The organism is Cupriavidus basilensis (assembly GCF_029335485.1).
Taxonomy (GTDB): domain Bacteria; phylum Pseudomonadota; class Gammaproteobacteria; order Burkholderiales; family Burkholderiaceae; genus Cupriavidus; species Cupriavidus basilensis_E.
Genome location: NZ_JARJLM010000036.1, coordinates 14,525 through 32,197 on the forward strand (window position 1 = coordinate 14,525; position 17,673 = coordinate 32,197).

General features: G+C 63.3%; 17 protein-coding genes and 1 pseudogene. 9 read left to right on the forward strand and 9 right to left on the reverse strand.

Annotated features, from left to right (window positions below; translation table 11 throughout):
- Positions 1 to 191 precede the first annotated feature (191 nt).
- The 4 genes from P3W85_RS02200 (at position 192) to P3W85_RS02215 (ending at position 3,091) form a co-directional block, all read left to right on the forward strand.
- The gene (locus tag P3W85_RS02200) at positions 192 to 1,484 is read left to right on the forward strand and encodes a hypothetical protein (protein ID WP_276263560.1); all 1,293 of its coding nucleotides are present in this window, start codon (positions 192 to 194) and stop codon (positions 1,482 to 1,484) included.
- A 71-nt stretch (positions 1,485 to 1,555) separates the two neighbouring features.
- Positions 1,556 to 1,975, forward strand: coding sequence for a MarR family winged helix-turn-helix transcriptional regulator (locus tag P3W85_RS02205; protein ID WP_035811536.1), 420 nt, complete (start codon positions 1,556 to 1,558; stop codon positions 1,973 to 1,975).
- Between the two features lie 279 nt (positions 1,976 to 2,254).
- A complete protein-coding gene (locus P3W85_RS02210) occupies positions 2,255 to 2,767 on the forward strand; it encodes a universal stress protein (protein ID WP_017226772.1) in 513 nt (170 codons plus the stop codon).
- Positions 2,768 to 2,851: 84 nt separating this feature from the next.
- A complete protein-coding gene (locus P3W85_RS02215; RefSeq protein ID WP_276263561.1) occupies positions 2,852 to 3,091 on the forward strand; it encodes a hypothetical protein in 240 nt (79 codons plus the stop codon).
- A gap of 287 nt (positions 3,092 to 3,378) precedes the next feature.
- On the opposite strand, the gene P3W85_RS02220 is transcribed toward P3W85_RS02215, so the two are convergent.
- Entirely contained in the window at positions 3,379 to 4,080 is a 702-nt protein-coding gene (locus P3W85_RS02220; protein ID WP_035811542.1) for a DUF3053 family protein, read from the reverse strand.
- Between the two features lie 134 nt (positions 4,081 to 4,214).
- On the reverse strand, positions 4,215 to 5,357 hold the full coding sequence (locus P3W85_RS02225; RefSeq protein WP_276263562.1) for a hypothetical protein: 1,143 nt from the start codon (positions 5,355 to 5,357) through the stop codon (positions 4,215 to 4,217).
- Between the two features lie 16 nt (positions 5,358 to 5,373).
- Between P3W85_RS02225 and P3W85_RS02230 the strand changes: the two genes are divergently transcribed.
- Complete coding sequence (locus P3W85_RS02230) at positions 5,374 to 5,571, forward strand: hypothetical protein (RefSeq protein ID WP_276263563.1); 198 nt, start codon at positions 5,374 to 5,376, stop codon at positions 5,569 to 5,571.
- Positions 5,572 to 5,962: 391 nt separating this feature from the next.
- Here the strand turns inward: P3W85_RS02230 and P3W85_RS02235 are convergent, their stop codons facing one another.
- Complete coding sequence (locus P3W85_RS02235) at positions 5,963 to 6,178, reverse strand: DUF3079 domain-containing protein (RefSeq protein ID WP_276263564.1); 216 nt, start codon at positions 6,176 to 6,178, stop codon at positions 5,963 to 5,965.
- Positions 6,179 to 6,272: 94 nt separating this feature from the next.
- Here P3W85_RS02235 and narH point away from each other — a divergent pair.
- Positions 6,273 to 6,479, forward strand: a pseudogene (gene narH / locus P3W85_RS02240) (nitrate reductase subunit beta); the annotation flags it as partial.
- Positions 6,480 to 6,546: 67 nt separating this feature from the next.
- On the opposite strand, the gene P3W85_RS02245 reads toward narH, so the two are convergent.
- The 6 genes from P3W85_RS02245 to nosZ are packed head-to-tail and all read right to left on the reverse strand — an operon-like array spanning position 6,547 to position 14,691.
- Positions 6,547 to 7,068, reverse strand: a complete 522-nt coding sequence (locus P3W85_RS02245; protein ID WP_017226786.1) for a nitrous oxide reductase accessory protein NosL — start codon at positions 7,066 to 7,068, stop codon at positions 6,547 to 6,549.
- Positions 7,065 to 7,889, reverse strand: a complete 825-nt coding sequence (locus tag P3W85_RS02250) for an ABC transporter permease (RefSeq protein ID WP_017226787.1) — start codon at positions 7,887 to 7,889, stop codon at positions 7,065 to 7,067. Before P3W85_RS02250 ends, P3W85_RS02245 begins: the two co-directional genes overlap by 4 nt.
- A gap of 2 nt (positions 7,890 to 7,891) precedes the next feature.
- Positions 7,892 to 8,833 (reverse strand): ABC transporter ATP-binding protein, encoded by a 942-nt coding sequence (locus P3W85_RS02255; RefSeq protein WP_017226788.1) that lies wholly within the window; start codon positions 8,831 to 8,833, stop codon positions 7,892 to 7,894.
- Positions 8,808 to 10,088, reverse strand: a complete 1,281-nt coding sequence (locus P3W85_RS02260; RefSeq protein ID WP_276263565.1) for a nitrous oxide reductase family maturation protein NosD — start codon at positions 10,086 to 10,088, stop codon at positions 8,808 to 8,810. Before P3W85_RS02260 ends, P3W85_RS02255 begins: the two co-directional genes overlap by 26 nt.
- Complete coding sequence (locus P3W85_RS02265; RefSeq protein WP_276263566.1) at positions 10,085 to 12,703, reverse strand: NosR/NirI family protein; 2,619 nt, start codon at positions 12,701 to 12,703, stop codon at positions 10,085 to 10,087. The genes P3W85_RS02260 and P3W85_RS02265 overlap by 4 nt, the downstream gene beginning before the upstream one ends.
- 59 nt (positions 12,704 to 12,762) lie before the next feature.
- Positions 12,763 to 14,691, reverse strand: a complete 1,929-nt coding sequence (gene nosZ, locus P3W85_RS02270; protein WP_035811537.1) for a TAT-dependent nitrous-oxide reductase — start codon at positions 14,689 to 14,691, stop codon at positions 12,763 to 12,765.
- 229 nt (positions 14,692 to 14,920) lie between these two features.
- Between nosZ and P3W85_RS02275 the strand changes: the two genes are divergently transcribed.
- The 3 genes from P3W85_RS02275 (at position 14,921) to P3W85_RS02285 (ending at position 17,465) form a co-directional block, all read left to right on the forward strand.
- A complete protein-coding gene (locus tag P3W85_RS02275; protein ID WP_276263604.1) occupies positions 14,921 to 15,334 on the forward strand; it encodes a c-type cytochrome in 414 nt (137 codons plus the stop codon).
- A gap of 10 nt (positions 15,335 to 15,344) precedes the next feature.
- A complete protein-coding gene (locus P3W85_RS02280) occupies positions 15,345 to 16,367 on the forward strand; it encodes an FAD:protein FMN transferase (protein ID WP_346430226.1) in 1,023 nt (340 codons plus the stop codon).
- Between the two features lie 198 nt (positions 16,368 to 16,565).
- The gene (locus tag P3W85_RS02285) at positions 16,566 to 17,465 is read left to right on the forward strand and encodes an acyltransferase (protein WP_276263567.1); all 900 of its coding nucleotides are present in this window, start codon (positions 16,566 to 16,568) and stop codon (positions 17,463 to 17,465) included.
- Positions 17,466 to 17,673 lie beyond the last annotated feature (208 nt).

A 17,673-nucleotide genomic window follows, 5' to 3' on the forward strand; every position in this document is an offset into this window, starting at 1 on the left:
ACCGGTCTTCGCCGGCTAGCATGGCTGCGCCGGAATAGCGTGCAGGGGCAGGGGCATTTTCTGCCCGGCCCCGCTGGACCAAGTGCGGAGATTGACGCAATGCTGAGACGACTTCCCCCTTCCGATTTCTGCGAGGACGCCGGTGAGCCACCTCGCCTTTCCTGGTCGCGCCTTGCGGCATGGCAGGGCACATGAAAGCTGCGCAGCTGAAATACGAGAATGCTCCCCGGCCATCGGTGGTGCTTGGTTGCCTGTTGCCGGCGCCATGGCTTGGCGCCGCCGCGGGATTGCTGGTGGCATTCGGTCCCGCGGACGGCCTGCCATTCCGTTTTTCACCGACCGTGCTGGCGGCGGTTCATCTGCTCGCACTGGGGATGCTGGTTCCCGTCATGGTGGGGGCATTGTTCCAGATGATGCCAGTGGTCGCCGGGGTGCGGATACGCGGAACTGCCGGACTGGCGCCTTTGGTCGCGTTGATAGCGGGGAGCACGGCACTCGGGCTGGCAGGTGGATTCCTTACCGGCCGGCCACTCGGCTTTCGCGTGGCGATCATGCTGGGCGCGCCTTTCCTAAGCCTCGTCGGACTGGCATTGCTGTGGGCGGGAACACGCGTGGCTGCCATCGACGCCACCACGCGCACGCTGGCGTGCATAGGCGCTGCGCTGATTGCGACGGTTGCGACCGGCGCCGCGCTGGCAGGCGCGCTTGGCGGCCAATGGCAGGTATCACTGGGTCCGACGCTGCAATTGCATGTGGCCGTGGGGCTGGTTGGCTGGCTGGCCACGCTCGTTGCGGGTGTCGCGACCACGGTGGTGCCGATGTTCTGGCAAACCAGGCGTTTGCCGGCGAGCCTGGATCGGTTCCTGCCTTGGGGAATCTGGTTGCTTCTGCTGGGATACTGCGGTGTTGTGATCGACCTGCCACAGCTTGCAGGCGCAGGCGCGGTGCCGCTTCTGCTTTTCCTGGCGGCACTCGCCGTAGTTGGATTGCAGGGGGTATTGCGTGCGCGGCGCCGCCACGATCCAGGCTGGCGCCTTTGGGTTGCCGCCTGCTTGAGCGCCCTTGGCGCGGTGGCATTGTCGCTGGCGGCTCCCGCCTTGCCGGGGGCCGTCGCCTATCCCTGGTGGATCGGCACGGCGGTGCTGGTGGGGTGCGGGGTGCTGCCGGTAACGGCGATGATCGGCAAGATCGTGCCTTTCCTGATCTGGCTGCGTTTGCGCCGCCGGCTGCCATTGCCAGCCCGGATTCCCGCCATGCAGGCGATGATTTCGCCCGGCCAGCAGCGTTGGCAAGCCAACTTGCTGTTGCTCGCCTATGTCCTGCTGCTGGCGCTGCCCCTGGCGCCGCGATGGCTGGCTTTGCCGGGCGGAGCACTGTTTGCCGCCGCCAACGTCTGGCTTGGCCTGCAGTTGCTGCGGGCTGTGCGATGTTTTCGCCGCACCATGATCGCGGGCGGGCTGCCACCACGGCACCCGGAAGCGTGATCCCGCCCCCGGCGCATCACTCGCGCCTGGTTCAAGTTGCATCGACCGTTTCGAAGAATTCCTTTCAAACCATGAAGTCTGCAAGGCATAGCGACATAACGACACAGAACTTCGAGGCATTGTCGGAGTTCCGCTATCAACTTCGCCGCTTCCTCCGCTTCTCCGAGGAGGCCGCGCAGGCGGAGGGCATCACGCCTCTGCAGTATCTGCTGTTGCTGCACGTTAAAGGCATTCCTGGCCGCGATTGGGCGACCGTCGGGGAACTGGCCGAGCGCCTGCAAGCGGCTCCGAACGGTGTGGTTGGGCTGGTGTCTCGCTGCGAAGCAGCGGGCCTGGTGAAGCGCAGGCAGAACGATACCGACCATCGGCTGGTGGAGGTACATCTGCGCCAGCGCGGCGAACAATGCCTGATGCAACTGGCGGCGCTTCACAAGGCGCAGCTCAGCTCATTGCATTCCGCTTTCAATGTTTCCGAGCTAACGGCGCGATAGCCAAGCCTTATTCCACTCCATCTCGCGTACCGGGTGCTTCATGCGCCAGGGGATTCCTCAATGTGCGAAGCGAAGTTATATCACTATGTGATATATAATCGATCCATGCTTCAGCGTGGGATATGGGACATCATAGACGCCATGTTGATCACCGCGGTCTGGCGGAAGCTGCCGGCGCGTGCCTTGGCACGACATCTTGCTGCTGGTAGAAAGTACCGATGGCGTCGCCTTTCAAGGACGCCGGCGCGCGCCATGGATCTCTCGATGTGAGGAAGGGCGATGTCACTGTTCTCTCGGATTCTGCTGTGTTACGACGCGACACGGGAAGGGCGCCGGGCCTTGCGCTATGGCGCGGAACTGGCACAGCAACTTCACGCGGATACGCACCTGCTCGCAGTGCTGGAGAGTGCCCATTGGCTGCATGGCTTCGATGCCCTGGCGGCCGACGCGCTCTCGATTGAAGAGCGCGCCGCCAAGGAAATCCTGAGCGAGGGCGTCAGCAAGCTCAAGGCAAGCGGCGTGACAGCCACCGGCCACTTTGCGGTCGGCAGCCCGATAGACCAGATCGCTCGCGTGGCACATGCGTTAAAGGTGGACCTGATCGTGGTCGGCCATCGACGGTGTGGCCTGCTGGCGCGCTGGTGGGCAGGACCGGGTCATGGCTTGCTGCTGGACAGGGTTTCGTGCAGCATCCTGGTCGCGATCGATCCGTCCGATGCGGAGGTTCCCGAACTGGCGCAAAGCGAGGCAAGCAGCCAGGCTGACGCCGCCGGCCGTGCGCAGCACCAATGACATCCCGGCCTGGGATCATCGTGCTCAAGCTAGCCGCCCCCAATGCAAAGGCAGGCCGCCGCTGGTGTATCAAAGGCAATGACCGTGTCGAACCTGCTTCGTGAGCGGTACATTCAGTACCGCGGCTATCGCATCCTTGTGCGCAGCTTCCACTCCGGCTACCTGAACGAGAGCCGTTGGACCATTCAGGTCGACGTGGCCAAGGGCGAGGCCCCTCCCATGCTGCGGCATCGCGATGCGAACCATCGGTTCGCGTCGCTCGCCGAGGCAGAGCAGGCGGGCTTCGCGTGGGGCAGGGATAGGGTGGAAGAGATCCTTCTGTAGCGCTGCGGGTGCATCGCTGTCCACGCCGATTGCGTGGCCACCGGTCTGACAGGAAAGGACGGGGCGGATTCATTCGGGCGTCCGCCCCGATCGGGCCGATCAGGCGATCTTGGCCTGGTCGCCCACCGTGTCCTTGCCGGTTTCCATGCGGCCGGCGAAGCGACGGCTGTAGCCAGGCATGTTGTCCGCGAGGGCTCTTTGCAGGTCATGCAACCGGGCGCCATGCGCGCAGCAGTCCCACGGGTCACGAAAATCCCACGTGGACACCCGGCCCCAACTTCCGGAAATCAGTTGCCCAGCATGACGGAACGCAGACGGCTTTGCGCCTGGTTCACGCCTCTTGCATGCTCGTTCATCTCCTGCAGCAGCTTGTTGAGATCGGCCTGCACCGCCGGGCTCTGCACCTTTACCACAAGTCCGGAGATCTCGATCCGGGCCTTGTTTTCCTCCACGAAATCGACGATCTTCAGCCCGCTGGCGAACGCGGCATCGACTTGCGGGAATATTTCCTTGAAGGTGTTGGCCGGCAGCGTCACGGTCTTGTCGTATGCCTTGTCGTAGACCGCCTTCAAGTCGTCCGCTTGCTTCAATTGCGCATGCGCTGCGTCGGCCTTGGCCTGCTCGGCGTCCAGTGCGCCACGCATCCCGGACAGCATGTCGCGCGCGGCCTTCACCTCGTCGCGGTGCGCCACGATGTCGCCGAGGGAGCGCATGGCGCCTTTTTGCACGATGTTGCCTAGCGGTTTGACTGAATTGTTCATGCCTGCGTTGAAATCGGTGATCACTGCGTATTGCGCAGCGTAGTCGCCGAACGATGCCTTCTCCGCCGCGCTGAGTTGCGGCACGTGCACGCCTGGCTTGTCGACGATTCGCGTTTGCAGGAATTGCGTGAACGCCGCGCGCTGTTCGGGTTCCTTGTTGCCGCAGGCGGCGAGCACCAGCGGCAAGGCGGCGATAAGCACGGTGAGCGATCGGGATTGGAGCTTCATTGGCGGGGCTTCCTGGTTGGTATCTTCATCGATTGCTGCCCGCGAGCCGCGGATGCCATTGGCGCGGCAGGTGCGCGGCAGCGTGGCTCGGACGCTGCCACGGGGCATAGGCGGCCCCGGGCTGCGTCCTGTGGTCAAGACAGTTCCACATGCAGCCGCGCGAGCGTCTGCAGCAGCGTTTCATGATCGGGAGCGAGATCGCTGGCGGCGGCGAACGCCTCGCGCGCTTCGTTTTGCCGCTGCAATTGCCAAAGTACCTCGCCCTTATGGACCAGGCTCTCGACCCGGGCAGACAGGTTGCCTTCGGTGCCCTCGCCGAAGGCGGCCAGGGATTGATTGATATAGCCCAGCGCCTGCTCGGACTGGCCCAGGCGGAAGAGAGCCCAGCCCTTGCTGTCCAGGATATAGGGGTCATCCGGGGCATGGGCGAGGGCCTCGTCGATCAGGGGCAGGGCACGCTCGACCATCCAGTTCGCATCGGCCAGGGCGTAACCGACTCCGTTCAGCTGGTCCTGCTCAAGCGGTGCCAGGCCGAGGGCGAGATCCAGTTGCCTGCTGTCCCGGCTGGCGATCGACAGGTCGATCAGCTTGCGGCGGATGCGCGCCTGGAAATCCGCGCCGAGCGTTTCGCTGTCGGCCGCATAGCTGGCCAACATCTGCCGGAAGACGGCCGCCGGCCCGGCGTCGGCAGGCATGGCGGCGATGGTGTCGGCCTCGCGCTTGCACCAGGCGTAGTCGGCCGGCTCGAGCGCTCCCAGGGCGTAGTCCAGGCTGAGGGTGCGGGCCTCGTGGCTCTGCGCATAATAGGTGTCGCCCCGGCTGTCCGATTTGCTGCAGAACAGGTAGCCGTCCTTGAGGTCGAGCACATAGGGCATGCCTGGCAACGGTTGTCCGCGCAGCGAGTCGCGCATTGAGAACGCTTCGCCGAAATTGCCGTCGCCGACGATCGGGTTGAGGATCCACTTGCTCCTCGCGTAACGTTTCGGCAGACGGACCGAGACGGTATTGCCCCGCTTGTCGGTGATCCCGAAAATGACGCTGTCCTGCTCTTGCGACTGGGGTGCGATGCCGGCGATCCGGTGGCCCGGCAGGAACAGCCGGTAGCGCGTCTCCGGCATGACGTCTCCGCTGGCCGGATCGCGCAGCACGAAATGATGCACCTGCGCGCCTTTGCCGAGCGTGCCGGGTGCGCGGTAGTCGCGCGCCAGCGTCATTGCGGGAATGGCCGCCAAGGCCAACAGGACTGCGCCCTTCAGGTAAAGCGTTCTGCTTCTCATTGCCTTCGATGTCAAGATGGAGCGGGGTGATGCGCTGGCGGCTTCAAGCCTGCCAGATGAGCCGGTGATTTTAGCGTTTTTTTCATTTGTGGCAGGAATTGATCTGGGGGAGAGCTACCGGGAAGGCGTTTTTGCGCTGAGCTTGACCTCATCGGCATCTCATGCGGCGAGGCACGCCTTGCAAGTGGAAGGCGGGGTGAGCCTGGCGCAATGATTGGGGCCGCTGGTCCCTTATCATATTGTCGCCACGCCGGTGGAAGTCGATCCGTTCCGCCGCCCGGCGCAAGGGGAGTCGATTCCGTAGCGGAAGTCGCGGCAGGTATCGCCTGCGGAGTGGCTCAGCGCCTTCGTTGGTGAGGAGGCTGTCCGCGTGCTCCGTGCCTGAATTGACGGAAGCGCTGACGCATTGCGCAATCGGGCGATGCCGATCGTCCTGGCAAGAGTGGGCCTGCGAGCCAGACGAGCCTCCTCGCCACGGCCTGATCGTGTCTGCGCTTTGATCTTACAGGTGGCCAACGTTGCGAGCCGGAGCAAATGGCCCGGCACGGCGTGATCCTGGCCTCCTTTCCTGACAAACTCCGTCTTGCGGTTCGATGGCAGCCAGATCAGTCGTCCGGCTTGCCTGGCACTTCGCCCGCCTTCTCTGGGGGAGCGATGCCCCAGTCTCCGTATGCGAGCCAGTCCTCTCCAAGCAATTCAACCGGGTGCTGTGTGCGACTCGAGCCATTTCCACATCCCATCGAATCAACGGGACAATACTTGTCGCATCCCCAGCAAATTCGCTCGGGATGATTCGGATACAAAGGAAATTTCTTTGCCATCTTTCTGGGAATCCGTTACCTGAGACAGACCTTAGGCCGTTTTGAGGGATGCGCACGTGACCAGGATCAATGGGAGTGCAACTACACCTGCGGGCCCGAGCCGTGGCTGGAGGGTGCGCGCCGCAGCCCGGTCTACCAGATGGCAGTGGACTGGAAGGTGGCGCTTCCCATGCATCCGGAGTACCGCACCCTGCCAATGGTCTGGTACGCGCTGCCGCTCTCGCCAATCACGGCTGCGGCCAACGCGGGCGAGGTCGGCGTCAACGGCGAGATTCCCGACGTGAAGCCGTTACGCATCCCGGCTGGAGACCGAACTGCACGTACCCGAGCCGGGGGAGGAGGCGGGGCAAGGCGACGTAGCAACATCGCTACATCCGGCCGTCATGCAGTACGCCTCCGCTCAGGTCGACCATTTCGGGCTTGACCTCGGCGTAGCGCAGCAGTCTCCCGCCATGCTCGACGATGAAGGTGCGCGCGTCAGCTTCTTGTCGGAAGCTGGCGACGGTCGGCCCCATCGAGCCATGGCGCTTGCTGCCCAGCACGTAGAAGCCGGTCTTGGCGTCGAACCAATGCCCGCGCGGCTGTTCCCAGTCGGCCCGCCCCATGTCTTGCACGAACACCGCTTGAATGGCTTTGACCTGCTCGGGCTTGAGCAGGGTACTGAACATCTCGACTGTATCGCAGCACCAATGCGGCTTGGGATCGCCGGCGTAGTAGATCTGGGCCTTCGGCCCGGGGTAGTCGCCCAGCAACATGCCATCCAGGTCGCAGGTGCTGGCGGCGTCGATCTCGGCGGGGGTGATGGATGCGCTGGTTTGCCGGCCGCAGGCGGCCAGGCCCGACGCGCCAGCCAGCATGAACAGCAGCAGTCGGCGACGATTGAGTTTCATGTGCGGAACCTCCAGGTGGCCAGCGCCAGCGGCGCGACGATCCAGGCCAGCATCGCCCCACCCATCAGCCAGAGATTGGCCAGTGCGGGCGGCATGATGCTGGCGAGGCCGGGAAGGCCGCGCAGCTGATCCAGGGAAAAGACGTTAAGGATACGGAACACATCGGTCGGGTTGAGCAGCAGCAGATAGCCCAGCACGTCGCCGCCGAACTCGCCCCCGCCGGCAACCAGCAGGCCCAGCAGCAGCAGATCGAACACCAGCACGAAGCCGAACCACAGCGCAATGGACAAGCCCGAGGCGCGCGTGCGTTCCCGGCTCACCACCGAAACCAGCATGGCGAGACTCAGGAACGCCAGACCCAGCAAGGTCGAGCTGAGCATGAAGCCCAGGTACTGGTAGAGCCCGGGCCAGCCGAATTGCCGGTAAAGCAGCACGGCCATCAGCGCAAAGCCGGCCAGCGTAGAGAGCGTGAGCGCTGCCGCCAGGCCCAGATATTTGCCCAGCAACAGTTCCAGCCGGGTCAGCGGCAGGGCCAGCAGCAGCTCGAGCGAGCCGCGCTCGCGCTCGCCGACGATCGCATCGAAACCCAGCAGCAAAGCGATCAACGGAATCAGGTAGATCACCAGGCTGACCAGGCTGGTGATCACGAACTCGATGGAGCGCGGCCCCAGCGTGCCCTGCTCGGCACCGCCAAAGTAGCTGATCACCAGCGAGAACACGGTGAACACCAGGGCCACCGCCAGCACCCAGCGGTTGCGCATGCGGTCGCGGAACTCCTTGGCCGCAAGCGTGGCGATCTGCCGCCATTCGATAGGCATCATGCTCAGCTCCCCAGCCCGAAGAAGACGTCTTCCAGGGAGGGCTCGTGGATCTGCAGATCCAGCAGGCGGCCCCCCAATGGCTGCAGCGCGGCCAAAGCAGCCATCTTCAGCGGGCGTGGGCAACGCAGGGTCAGCGTTTGCGCCTGCATCCCGTCTTCGACCTGCGCACCCAGGGTTCGCAGGGACGCAAGCCGCTGCCGGAGTTCAGCCCGCGCGCCGGGCTCGACGCGTAGCGCCAGGGTCAAGGGCAGGTCTACTTGCTCGCGCAGCGCCGCTACACTGCCGATCGCCTGGATACGCCCGCCGGCCATGATGGCGAGGCGGTCGATGCGCTGCTGCAACTCGGCCAGGATGTGGGACGTGATCAGAATCGTGACGCCTTGCCCGCGCAATTCCTCCAGGACGGCGTAGAACGTGCGGATGGCCGCCGGATCCAGGCCGTTGCTGGGTTCGTCCAGGAAGAGCACGCGCGGTGCACCTAGCAGCGACTGGGCAAAGCCGAGGCGCTGGCGCATGCCCTTTGAATACTCGCGCACCGGCTTGGCCGCCGCATCCGCGAGGCCCACCCGCGCCAGCAGCGACCCACAGCTCGCCGGCTCTGCGCCCTTGAGCCTGGCGAAGAAACGCAGCGTCTCCAGTCCGTTGAGGTTGTCGTACAGCACCAGGTTCTCAGGCAGGTAGCCAACCATGCGGCGCGCGGCGCGGAAAGCGCGCCCGCGCACCGAAGCGCCCGCCACGCGAATCTCGCCGGCGCTGGCCGGAATCAGTCCAAGCATCATCTTGAACAAGGTGCTCTTGCCTGCGCCGTTGTGGCCGATCAGGCCAAACAGCTCGCCGGCACCCACATGCAGGTCCACGCCGTCGACGGCATGGACAGCGCCATAGTGCTTGCTGACACCGCGCAGTTCGATGGCGGCGTCAATGGCCGGGATGTTGCTTGTCACGCCAATTACTCCAGTTCTTGTTGGCCGGCCGCATGCGCGGATAGGCATCGACAATGCTGGGCACGCGCAGCACCGGGAATTGCCGGCTCACGAAGCGCAGCGCCTGTATTGCCGGGCTGGCCAGCAGCAGCTGCAGGCTCGGGTGGCGCCAGCTCAGCCGGTCCACCATGTCGTTTGCTTCATAGGGCAGGTCGCCGATGCCGTCGCCGTCGCGGTCCCAGCCGAGATAGTTGCTCCAGTAGTTGCCCGAGGCGCGCTCGGCGGCGTTGCGGCCGCCCCAGGCCTCGTCACGCGCGCCGACGTAGCGCACCTGCTCGCGGTTGGCGATGAAATCGTTGCCCTGTACGACGTTGCGGGTGGAGCCGGCCGAGAGATGCACGCCGACGCGGTTGTCGATGACCAGGTTGCCGCGCAGCGTCGTGTATTCGACGTCATAGATGAAGAATCCGCGGTTGTTGCCCGCAACAATATTGTTCTCCACGCGCGAGTCCTGCAGCGTGCGGAGCATGATGCCGTGGTCGGAATTGCCCCAGGTGCGGTTATTGCGCACGATCTGGTCGCGCACCTCCATCAGCGCCAGGCCACCGCGGTTGTCATGGCTGTCGTTGTCCTCCCATAGGTTGTAGTAGGAGTTCATGTAGTGCGTACCATAGCGGCTGTGGTGCAGGCGGTTGCTCCTGAAGACCGCGTGGTGCGAGACATCGACGTAGAGCGCATCGCGCACAAAGCTGATGTTGTTGCCGATGATGCGGGCCCCCTGGGTGTTGTAGAGCTCCACGCCGTTGCCGCGCTGCGCGGAGTTGTAGTCGCGCTTGCCGGTGATGGTGTTGTCTTCGATGCGAACGTTGTCAGCCTTCTCGATCCACAAGCCAAACAGGTTGTATGTGAGGTCGCAATGCCGCACCACGGCGCGGTGCGCGCCGGGCCAGATATAGATGCCGGCGTTCTGATCCTTCAAGCTGTCGCCGGAGTCGCGCACGATCAGATTCTCGATGACAACATCGGGGGCAGTCACACGCACGGTATCGCCATGCTGGCCGCCGCTGAGCGTGGGCCGGTCGAGCCCGCGCAAGGTCAGCGCCTTGCCGACGGTGAAATTTCCGACATAGATGCCGCGTTCGATTTCCAGTACATCGCCAGCGCGAGCGGCATCGATCGCCGCCTGAAGTGACTGACCGGGCCTGACAGGCAATGTAGCTGCCTGGGCAGAGGCCAGTGCACCAGCCAGCAGGAGCGGTATCAGAACACACTTCATGCGATCAATAGGCCCATGGCCTTCAACGTCAGGAACAGCGCCGCGCCGATCAGCAGATTCTTGAAACCCACATAGCTGAGCATGTCCATCAGGCTTGCGTGACGGTAGCGATCCTGCCACCAGGGACCGTTCTTGACATAGCGGCGTCCCGACAGCCGGATCAGCACCTCATAGACGCTCCACCCGAACCACCAGCCGATGATGGCACCCGACGACAGCCGGCCCATGGCGGCCAGTACCCAGGCCAGGCTTACCGCAAGCGCCAGCGAAATGCCGGCCACCTGCAATGCGCGTGCCGAGGTCCAGCCCTCGCGGCTCCAGGGCCAGAAGTGGTCGAGCAACCCAGGCACCAGCCGGCGCCAGCCACGCACGCCAGCCTGGTGCGGCGACGATACCGGATCGGTCGGCATGCGCGGGTCAGGGCCCTGCGCGACGCGCGAGTTCATGGGCACAGGCTGGATCGGGATGAAATAGCCGTCGCGGCCGATGGGCGTGATCTCCAGGCCGGCACGCTCACGGCGCTTGCGCTCCTTCGCCAGCGGCGGGCAGCCCTTCACGTCGGTATAGAGCACCATGCAATCCAGGCAGTGCAGGCATTCACGATGGTCGATGCGGCCGTTGGCATCGATCGCCAGCGAACCGCAGCCCACCGCGCACGCCTTGCAAGTGTTGCAATCCTGCTTGCGGCGCAGGCCAAACCAGCGGAACGTGCTGGGCATGGCGAGCGCCGCGCCAAGCGGACAGATGTATTTGCAATAGGGGCGTTCGACAAATAGCGACAGGCCCAGCAAGGTGCAGACAAACAAGCCATAGGGCCAGGCGCGGTGGCCGATGCCGACCAGGAAGGTGGTCTTGAACGGCTCGACTTCGGCCAGCTTCTCTGCCAGGCCCATCGAGAATACGGAGACCGCCAGCAGACCGAAGAAGATGCCGTACTTGAGCCACTTCAGCCGATCATGCCATGCGCGCGGCAGGTGGCGTTGCCAGCGCCTGAAGCCAATCCACCCGCCAACCTTGTAGATCGCCTCCGAAAGCGAGCCGAACGGACAGAGCCAGCCGCAGAACAGGCCACGTCCGAACAGGAACACGGTGAGGATGATGAAGATCCAGAAGCAGAAGATGAAAGGGTCGGTGAGGAACAGGGACCAGGTCCACTGGAACAGCAACGAGTGGAACCACGTCAGCACCTGGGTGATCGACGGCTGGGCCATCGCGCCAAAACCGACGAAACCGATGCTCAGGCCCCACGCGCTGTACTTGAATACGTTGACCGGCCATTTGTTCTTGTGCGTGGCGCGGCGGGTCAGACGCTCGCGCAGCGCATAGGCCACAGTCACCGCAAGCAACAGCGCAACAAACAGTGCAATCTGCGGCGCGCGCGTGCGCCATACCCGCTGCCATGGTGCGACGGCTTCCTCGACCTGCGGACGGCCGCCTTGCAACAGGGCATCGGGCAGCCAGTATGGCGCATCGAAGCTGACAAAGCTGCGCGTACCGGTGGCGCGGTCGACTCGATTGCCAAGCAAAGACAGCTTCCACGGATACGCCGCCGAAAATGCCGGTGAGCGGATCACGAAGATGGCCGACTCGGTGTAAGCCGGCGCGCCGGCGGCGGTCAAGCCGTAGAGGTTCAGGTAGTCAAGGTCACGGAAAGTGAAGGAGTCGGAGCCCTGCTTGATCTGCACCCGGTCATAGATACCGCCGCGCACGAAACCCGAGCCCTTGAATGATTCCGTTCCAGCCGTGCGGACCACGAAGATTGCGTGCTCGCCCTCCTTTAGCTGGGCGCGCAGGTTTTGCCACCCCAGTTCGCCAAGCAGGTTTGTAGCCAGGTCGGGGTGATTGAGGTCGCCGAACCAGAGCTCGATGAAGGGTTCGGCGGCGCGCTCCAGCCCCAGCTGTTCAGGCCGCACCAACAGATGCTGGATACTGCCTTGCCTGACCAATTCAGCCCAGCTCAAGCGCTGCCCCTTCACGGCAAATCGCGCAGGATCACGCCGCGTCGGCGCCAGGATGCCGACCTGACGCGCCACTGCGGCCGTGGCAGCCGTCAATACCTGGTTCTGCGCGATCACGGTCACGGTGGCACCCGAGATCGCGTCCACGCCCAGCACACCTTCGTCCGGACGCGACTGGCCGACTTCGATCTTGTCCGCCACCGATTTGCCAAGATACTGCTTGTTGAAATTCAATAGCGCGGATTCAGGAATCCCCAACAACAGAATCGGCTCGGAATGCTTGAGCACTTTGATGCCGGTAAAGCGGCCCTGCCTGTCCATGCCGATCAAGGTGACAACCGGCTTGCCCGAGTAGCCCGGCGTATCGGTGATGTCGGTGGACAGCATCACGTAGCCAAGCAGCGTCTTCTTGCCGTCCTCGGACGCTCCGTAGGCTTCGACATAGGGCGGCTGCCCCATGCGCTCAGAGAAACGCTTGGCACCGGGAAACACATCCGCGCAAGGCACGAGCGCGCACAGCGCCTTGGCGTCGGCGAGATCGGCCGGCAGCGCGGCTTCATAGGCGCCGGTACTCGACATCGCCGGGTGCATGCCCAACGCCAGGAATAAAAGGAACGCAGCCACCCAGACCGCGAACCGTTGGCTTCCGAATTGCATCTTCCCATCCATAAGAGCGCGCGTACGCGATTGGCGCACGCGTGCGATCAAGCTAGGGCTCAGGCCTCGACAATCATGCGGCTACGCATTTCCAGGTGCAGTGCATGGCAGAAGTGCGTGCAGTAGCACCAGAACACGCCAGGCTTGTCAGCCACGAAGGTCACGGATGCTGTTTCCTGCGGGTTCACGATGAAGTTGACGTTGTACTTGGGGATGGCGAAACCATGCGTCAGATCTTCGATCTTGTCCAAGTTGGTCAGGATCAGCGTAACCTCGTCGCCTTTCTTCAGCTTGAACTCGCGCAGGCTGTAAGCGGGGGCTTGCGAAGTGAGCTTGACCGTTACCTTCTTGCCGTTACGGAACACGCCGGACTGCTTGGCGTCCTTGATGGCCAAGGGGAAGTCGTCCAGAGAGTAGACCTGCTTCGGACGTAGTAAATCGCGCTTGAAGATGATGAAGTCGTGCGGCTCGCTGCGAATCGGGTGGTCTTCCACCAACATCATCTTGTCGCCGGAGATATCGATGAACTGCTCGTTCTCCGGATGCAGCGGACCCACCGGCAGAAAGCGGTCCTTCGAGAACTTGCAACCAACGCCCAGGAACTTGCCATCGGCCGCCACGGTTTCGGACTGCGAGGCACTCAAGTGGCCCGGCTGGTAGTGCACGTCCAGCCGGTCCAGTACGTACTTGGCGTTCTTGTCTCCCTTGTGGAACTGGATCGCCTTATCGATGTTCCATTTCACGATCTGGCTATCCAGGAACAAGGTGGTGTAGGCGTTGCCGCGGCCGTCGAAGGCGGTATGCAGCGGCCCCAGACCCACCTCGACTTCCGCCACGATCGCGTCATCCAGCGCTGCGAGCTTGCCGTCGAACCAGTCGAGGATCCTGGACAGCTCGATCACCGTGACGGTGGGCGACAGCTTGCCCGCGCAGATGAAGTACTTCTGGTCAGGACTGGCGTTGACGCCATGCGGGTTCTTCGGCACCGATACATAGGCAGTCAGTGCCGTCTTCGGGTCCTGGTTGGCAGCGTGCGTGCCGTCCACGACCGGGACCTTGGAGTCGCCGATGGTCTTGAACCTGCCGGCCTTGATCGCGGCTTCAATCCGCGCCACGTTGAAGAACAGGCAGGCGTCGCGCTCGGCGGACATCATGTCCTCGTAGTGAACACCCATTTCCGTGTTGTACTGGTTGGTCGCCGCAAGCTTGCCGTCGTAGGACGTCGCCACCAGGTCGCAATTGCCGTCGATCAGCACCTGCCATCGCACGTCCATGCTTTCGGCATCCACGCAAGTGAACAGGGAACGGTACTTGCTGTGATCTTCGGTGCCGACGTTGTTCGGTAGCGGAATGCCAAACTCGCCGCCGCAGAACACGCGGCTGGTGTAGTTGATCTTCTCGTCCACCGGATCCCGCTTGTCAGGGAAGATGCCGTGGAAGCCCTGCACGTTAGGCAAATCGGTGATCTTGTCACAGACAAAATAGTCGAGCCGGATACGGGCAAGACGTGCATTGATCTTGTCGTTGACCCACGCATAGCGGCCGTCATAGTTGCCGTCCTTGTAAGAAGCGTGGACGTGGTGCGTATCGCCAACCGTGTATTTCAAGCTGCCGTCGGGCTTGGTGCCCATCACCTTCTTCGACTCATTGGTGATGCCCCAGCCGACCAGCGCATCCGGCACGAAGCACGGCACACGATGAATTTCGCGCCCTGAAGGCATGCCCAGTATGCGCACGTCACCGGCATGTCCACCGCTCCAGATACCGTAGTAGGTATCGAGCTCGCCCGGTTTCGGATGCAGGCCGGCAATAACGTGCTCGCCAGCAGGCGCCGCACCGGCGGCTGCGGCGGCGGGCACGGACGAAGCGCTCTTGTCCGTACAGGCCACCACGGATGCCAGCCCGGCCAGCGCTGTTGTGTTAATGAAGCGCCGCCGCCCGGGCGCGCTGGGAACGTCATTCCGCTGTGTCTTATCCTTGGTCATCATCAGTCCTTAAACCAACTTTAATAGAGGCCGGGCAACGGTGCCGATTCACATGTCGCGCATCGCTCCCGTTGGCAGGTAGCATCTTCGGAGCAGTAGCCGGGAAGGCACTTGATCTGGGTCAGGCATTCTTAAAATGAGTATTTTTAATGCTTCTTTTTCGAAACCAAGAAGACAGAATGCATGGCGTGCTCGTTTCCAGAGCGCTTTCAACTCATTCAAGGAGATCGCCATGCTCAAGAGAAATCTATGCCTGATGCTGGCCTGTACTGCTGTCCTGCTTGCTTGCGGACAGAAGAAAGACGCCGCCTCGGCACAGGCCGAGGCCGCCGCACCCACACCCGCGCAGAGCGTTGGGCTGACCGCCGCGTCTCCGCCGGCCACCCCAGAGAACACACTTGGCAAGAGCACCTTCGGCAAGGTCTGCTCAATGTGCCATGTCCCCGGCGTGGCTGGTGCGCCCAAGGTGGGAGACAAGGCTGACTGGGGGCCACGTATGGCCCAGGGCAATGAAACGCTCTACAAGCACGCACTGGAAGGATTCAGTGGCAACACAGGCATGATGCCGGCACGCGGCGGCAGCACCTCCCTGGCCGATGACGCGGTCAAGGCGGCAGTGGACTACATGACAGCACAGGCACGCTGAGGTCTTTGCCATGCGAACCGAACATCCTCGCAATCCTGGCCGTCGCCGCTACCTGGCAGGCATACCTTTGCTGGTTACCGGGATGTTCCTGCGGCCGGCGCTGGCTGACCCGCGCGTGCAACGCGCTTCGCGCACGCTGCTGGGCACTCGAGTCGATATCGTGGTCCAGGGCCACGGATCCAGGGCAACCGAGCCCACCATCGCTGCGGCCTTTGCCGAGATGGCCCGGCTCGAACAACTCATGAGCCGCTACCGGGCTGACAGCCAGGTCAGCGCATTGCAGCGGGCTGCCGGACGCAATCCGGTGCGGGTCGCACCTGAATTGCTGGCAGTGCTGAAGCTGGCGGCCCAGGTATCCGCGCGCAGCCAAGGGGCCTTTGACATTACGGTCGGGGCATTCTCCGGCTGGAATTTCGATCAAACGCAGGCAGTGATCCCCAGCCGTGACGAACTGGCCGGCGAACGCCATCTGGTGAACTACCGCGACGTCGTGATCAATGAAGCGGATAGCACTGCCTATCTACGCCGGCCCGGCATGAAACTGGACTTGGGCGGGATCGCCAAGCTGCCGATATTGCAAGCCGGCCTGCAGGTGCTGCATCGCCAGGGCCTGCACGACGCGATGATCAATGGCGGAGGTGACGTGCTTGTCACCGGTCAATTGCAGGGCCGCGACTGGCGAGTCGGCCTGCGCGATCCGCGTGCACCGGAGCGGCTAGTCGGTGTGGTCGCGCTAAGCAACGGCGTCGTGGCATCGTCGGGTGACTATGAGCGTTGCTTTATCCGCGAGGGCCGGCGCTATCACCACATCCTTGACCCGAAGACCGGACTGCCAAGCCATGGCCCGCACGGCGTCACCCTGGTGGCCAGCAGCGCCGAACGCGTCAGCGGACTAGGCGCGGCCATCATGGTGTCCGGCGCGGGGGCAGGGCGTCGGCTACTCGCAACGATGACGGATGTTGATGCGGCAATCGTGGACTCTCATCGGCCCCCTTGGCTATCGGCCGGCATGGCCGACCGCCTGCGCGCCTGACATGCCGGCAAGCAGGCACACGCATCGAGCAACGGCCTGGCTCCATGGCGCCAAGCACTGCGCTCTCCATGGATTTCGGCGGTACTCGCAATCCATGGCCGACCTGACGCCTTTCCGGTCGTGGCAGTCCACTCTTTCCGCCCCGCCCAAACCAGGGCGGCCATCCTTCCATCCCACACTGATCGAGGAGCACGACTGATGCGTGCGTTGCCTGCTTTTGCACTCGGCCTGCTCAGTTTTTCGTTGCTGGCGCTGAACACAATGTTCTGGTGCGCACCGCTTTTCGTTCTCGCGGTGTTGAAGTTACTATTGCCGTTTCCCGCGGTGCGGCGACGCATTGACCCGGTCCTCAACGGCCTCGCCACTGCCTGGATCACTTGCAACGATGCCTGGATCGGCCTGCTGCTACACGGACCCTGGGATGTGGAAGGTGTGGACGAACTGCGCTATGCTGGCTGGTATCTGGTGAATTGCAACCATCGCTCCTGGGTCGATATCTTTGTGCTCCAGCGCGTCTTGAACCGACGCATCCCGCTGTTGAAATTCTTCCTGAAACAGCAGTTGGTCTATGTGCCGGTGATCGGCCTGGCATGGTGGGCGCTGGATTTTCCGTTCATGCGCAGGCATTCCAAGGCGGCGCTGCGCAAGCGTCCGGCATTGCGCGCGCAAGACCGCGAGACCACGCGGCGTGCCTGCGCCAAGTTCGCCCTGGTGCCGACCAGCGTAATGAACTTCGCCGAGGGCACGCGCTTTACCCCGGCCAAGCACCAGACCCAGTCTTCGCCCTACCGGCACCTGCTCAAGCCGAAGGCCGGCGTACTGGCGCTGGCGCTCAACACGATGGGCCCGCGGTTCAGTGCGCTGCTGGACGTCAGCATCGTCTATCCCGACGGCACTCCAAGTTTCTGGCAACTGGCCTGCGGCCGATCCGGGCGCGTCGTCGTGCGTACTCGCGAACTGCCGATCCCGTCCAATCTCTGTAGAGGTGACTACGACGGAGATGCCGCGTTCCGCGCCGAGTTTCATCGCTGGCTCACCCAACTGTGGGAAGAAAAGGATCGGCAAATCGAAACAATACTGGCCCAAGCCGGACGCTAACGCAGCGGCGAAGAGTGTGGCCATGTCCCGGTCAGTGCGGGGACGATCCGGCGTCAAGAAATCAAGGACCCGGAAAGCCAGAACGGGTAGCCTGCGCCTGCGGCAGGTTGGGGGAGGGGGCACATCGTTTTGGATAGTGCCGCGCTTGAGTCCAATGACTTGCCATCCCCGTTTCCGCTTGTCGCCGATGTCCGGCAAGGACATCACG

Coding starts and splice junctions, on each gene's coding strand:
- P3W85_RS02220 (WP_035811542.1), bottom strand. CDS start 4,080: ATGAAGCTCCAATCCCGATCGCTCACCGTGCTTATCGCCGCCTTGCCG.
- P3W85_RS02280 (WP_346430226.1), top strand. CDS start 15,345: ATGCGAACCGAACATCCTCGCAATCCTGGCCGTCGCCGCTACCTGGCA.
- P3W85_RS02225 (WP_276263562.1), bottom strand. CDS start 5,357: ATGAGAAGCAGAACGCTTTACCTGAAGGGCGCAGTCCTGTTGGCCTTG.
- P3W85_RS02265 (WP_276263566.1), bottom strand. CDS start 12,703: ATGCAATTCGGAAGCCAACGGTTCGCGGTCTGGGTGGCTGCGTTCCTT.
- P3W85_RS02205 (WP_035811536.1), top strand. CDS start 1,556: ATGAAGTCTGCAAGGCATAGCGACATAACGACACAGAACTTCGAGGCA.
- P3W85_RS02245 (WP_017226786.1), bottom strand. CDS start 7,068: ATGAAACTCAATCGTCGCCGACTGCTGCTGTTCATGCTGGCTGGCGCG.
- P3W85_RS02230 (WP_276263563.1), top strand. CDS start 5,374: ATGGAGCGGGGTGATGCGCTGGCGGCTTCAAGCCTGCCAGATGAGCCG.
- P3W85_RS02260 (WP_276263565.1), bottom strand. CDS start 10,088: ATGAAGTGTGTTCTGATACCGCTCCTGCTGGCTGGTGCACTGGCCTCT.
- nosZ (WP_035811537.1), bottom strand. CDS start 14,691: ATGATGACCAAGGATAAGACACAGCGGAATGACGTTCCCAGCGCGCCC.
- P3W85_RS02285 (WP_276263567.1), top strand. CDS start 16,566: ATGCGTGCGTTGCCTGCTTTTGCACTCGGCCTGCTCAGTTTTTCGTTG.
- P3W85_RS02210 (WP_017226772.1), top strand. CDS start 2,255: ATGTCACTGTTCTCTCGGATTCTGCTGTGTTACGACGCGACACGGGAA.
- P3W85_RS02250 (WP_017226787.1), bottom strand. CDS start 7,889: ATGATGCCTATCGAATGGCGGCAGATCGCCACGCTTGCGGCCAAGGAG.
- P3W85_RS02200 (WP_276263560.1), top strand. CDS start 192: ATGAAAGCTGCGCAGCTGAAATACGAGAATGCTCCCCGGCCATCGGTG.
- P3W85_RS02235 (WP_276263564.1), bottom strand. CDS start 6,178: ATGGCAAAGAAATTTCCTTTGTATCCGAATCATCCCGAGCGAATTTGC.
- P3W85_RS02275 (WP_276263604.1), top strand. CDS start 14,921: ATGCTCAAGAGAAATCTATGCCTGATGCTGGCCTGTACTGCTGTCCTG.